Below are 2,414 nucleotides of genomic sequence, written 5' to 3'. Positions count from 1 at the left end.
CAGACCAGCGGCAACTGCATCCGTAACATCACCTCGGATGAGTTCGCAGGCGCTGCGAAGGACGAGCTGCTCGACCCGCGTGTCCATGCGGAAATCCTGCGTCAGTGGTCCACACTGCATCCGGAATTCACCTTCCTGCCGCGTAAATTCAAATTCGCCATTTCCGGCAGCCCGCATGATCGCGTTGTCGCACGCTTCCACGATATCGGTCTGATCGCCCGCCCCGGCCCGCATGGACGGCCGGTATTCGAGGTATTCGTGGGTGGTGGTCTTGGCCGCACGCCGATCGTGGGTGTCAGCCTGCGTGACGATCTGCCGGAAGAAGATCTGCTCGCCTATATGGAAGCGATCCTTCGCGTCTATAACGCTCACGGACGTCGGGATAACATCTACAAGGCCCGTATCAAGATTCTTGTGCAGGCCCTTGGCACAGACGAATTCCGTCGGCAGGTCGAGGAAGAATTCGTCGCCATGGACCGGGCGCGCTATCGCATCGAGCCCGCTCTTGTGGCGGCGATCAAGGCCCGCTTCGGCGCTCCGGACTTCGCACCGGAAGGCAACGCTGCTGCCGTGCTGGCCGAGGACCGTCGTCGTGACATCGCGTTCGACGCCTGGGTCCGCACCAACACGCACGAGCACAAGGCACCGGGCTATATCTCGGTTGTCATCTCGCTGAAACCAGCGGGCGGCATTCCGGGCGATGCGACCGCTGAGCAGCTTGATCTGCTGGCCGATCTCGCCGACGAATTCAGCTTTGGCGAACTGCGCGTGACCCATCTTCAGAACGTGGTTCTGGGTCATGTCCGGCAGGATCAGCTTCACACGGTTTGGCAGCGTCTGTCGCAGGCGGGTCTCGGCACGCCAAACGTGAACTTCATCACCGATATCGTCGCCTGCCCCGGTCTCGATTATTGCGCTCTGGCCAATGCGCGTTCGATCCCCATCGCGCAGAAACTCAGCTCCCGGTTTGCCGATCTGGAGCTTCAGCGTGAGATTGGCGACCTGCGGATCAATATTTCGGGCTGTATCAATGCCTGCGGTCATCACCACGCCGCGCATCTAGGCATCCTTGGCGTGGACAAGCGCGGACAGGAAGCGTTTCAGATCACTCTCGGCGGCTCAGGTGAGGAAGATGCGTCCATCGGCCAGATCCTCGGCCCGGCCATGGCTGAGGATGAAACAGTCGATGCCGTTTCCAGACTGATTGACCTCTATCTCGTGCGTCGTGAAAACGGCGAACGGTTTCTTGATACCTACCGCCGCGTCGGCACGGCTGCCTTCAAGGATGTTGTTTATGCCCCTGCTTGAGAACGGCCATCCGGTCGAGGATACATGGCGCTATGCTGTCGAAGGTGAAGCGCTTGGCGCGGGGGATGTCATTGTCCCTCTTGATCGCCTGAGCGAAGGTCTCGGGCGATCGGAAGGACGGCTTGGCGTTGTGCTTCCGAACAGTGAAGCCGTGTCAGTTCTGAAAGAGGCTCTGCCGAAACTGGCTGTTGTCGTCGTTACCTTCCCGATTTTCCGGGATGGCCGTGCGTTCAGTCAGGCTCGCGCCCTTCGGGAGCATCTGCATTTCACGGGGAAAATCCGGGCTTCCGGCCATATTCTTCCCGATCAGTATGAGTTCCTGATCCGCTGCGGTGTGGATAGCGTGGAAGTTTCCGGAAACGCCGATATGGCTGTGTGGGAAGAAGCGCTCCGTCGTTTCACAATCGCCACCCAGCCCTCCCCGGTGCTGGATGAGAAACCTACAGGTTTCGGGCTGCGCCGCTTTCTCGCAACGCCTTAGAATCATAAAGTAGGCATCTAAACCCGACAAAGGCTGTGATCTGATGGACACCAGGTCACAGCCTTTTTTGTTTCTGATTATATTTTTTGAAGATATAGCTTGTTTATCTCACGGCGAATGTAAACTCGCAGGATAAAATATGACTGATGAAAAATATAGCGCAAGTATTGTGCGCCATGGTGTCGAAGCAGTTAAAGTATATCGCAGAATCTCTTGCATCCAGCAGGACAATGAAATGCCAGAGATTTTTTTAGGTGGACAAATTGCAATCGGACTGAACCGTGATTTTGGTCTTCAAGCTCATGTCGAAAGGCCATACCTTAGAATAATGAATGAACTAGGGCTCACAATCAATGACCAGATCATTGAGGATATGGGCAGTTTCCGTGCAGATATTGCGCTATATCGAGAAGAAAAGCCTCTTGCTATCATTGAACTTAAAATTTGTGACGAAAGAGATCGTCGCGGGGGGAAATTACTCGCAGATCTTGAGAAAATGAAACTGCTATCGAGGCAGACAGGAATTTCTACCTATCTTGGCGTCCTCCTGACAGACACTGCAAACGCAACATGCAAAGACCGCAGAAAAGCTTTAGAGGCTGTTCTACGGCGTGTCGTCAGTTAA

Annotated in this window: 3 protein-coding genes; all 3 read left to right on the top strand. The window is 55.3% G+C overall.

What is annotated here, in order from left to right; genetic code table 11:
* A partial coding sequence (locus B3759_RS15955; RefSeq protein WP_291367522.1) for a nitrite/sulfite reductase occupies positions 1 to 1,308 on the top strand: 1,308 nt, incomplete at its 5' end.
* The gene (locus B3759_RS15950) at positions 1,295 to 1,789 is read left to right on the top strand and encodes a DUF934 domain-containing protein (RefSeq protein ID WP_018307667.1); all 495 of its coding nucleotides are present in this window, start codon (positions 1,295 to 1,297) and stop codon (positions 1,787 to 1,789) included. The genes B3759_RS15955 and B3759_RS15950, both read left to right, overlap by 14 nt.
* Before the next feature lie 139 nt (positions 1,790 to 1,928).
* Positions 1,929 to 2,414 (top strand): hypothetical protein, encoded by a 486-nt coding sequence (locus B3759_RS15945; RefSeq protein ID WP_291367519.1) that lies wholly within the window; start codon positions 1,929 to 1,931, stop codon positions 2,412 to 2,414.

Source organism: Acetobacter sp. UBA5411, from assembly GCF_002409645.1.
Lineage (GTDB): Bacteria > Pseudomonadota > Alphaproteobacteria > Acetobacterales > Acetobacteraceae > Acetobacter.
The sequence above is the reverse complement of the archived record's forward strand: the minus strand, read 5'-3'. Positions and strand labels throughout refer to the sequence as shown.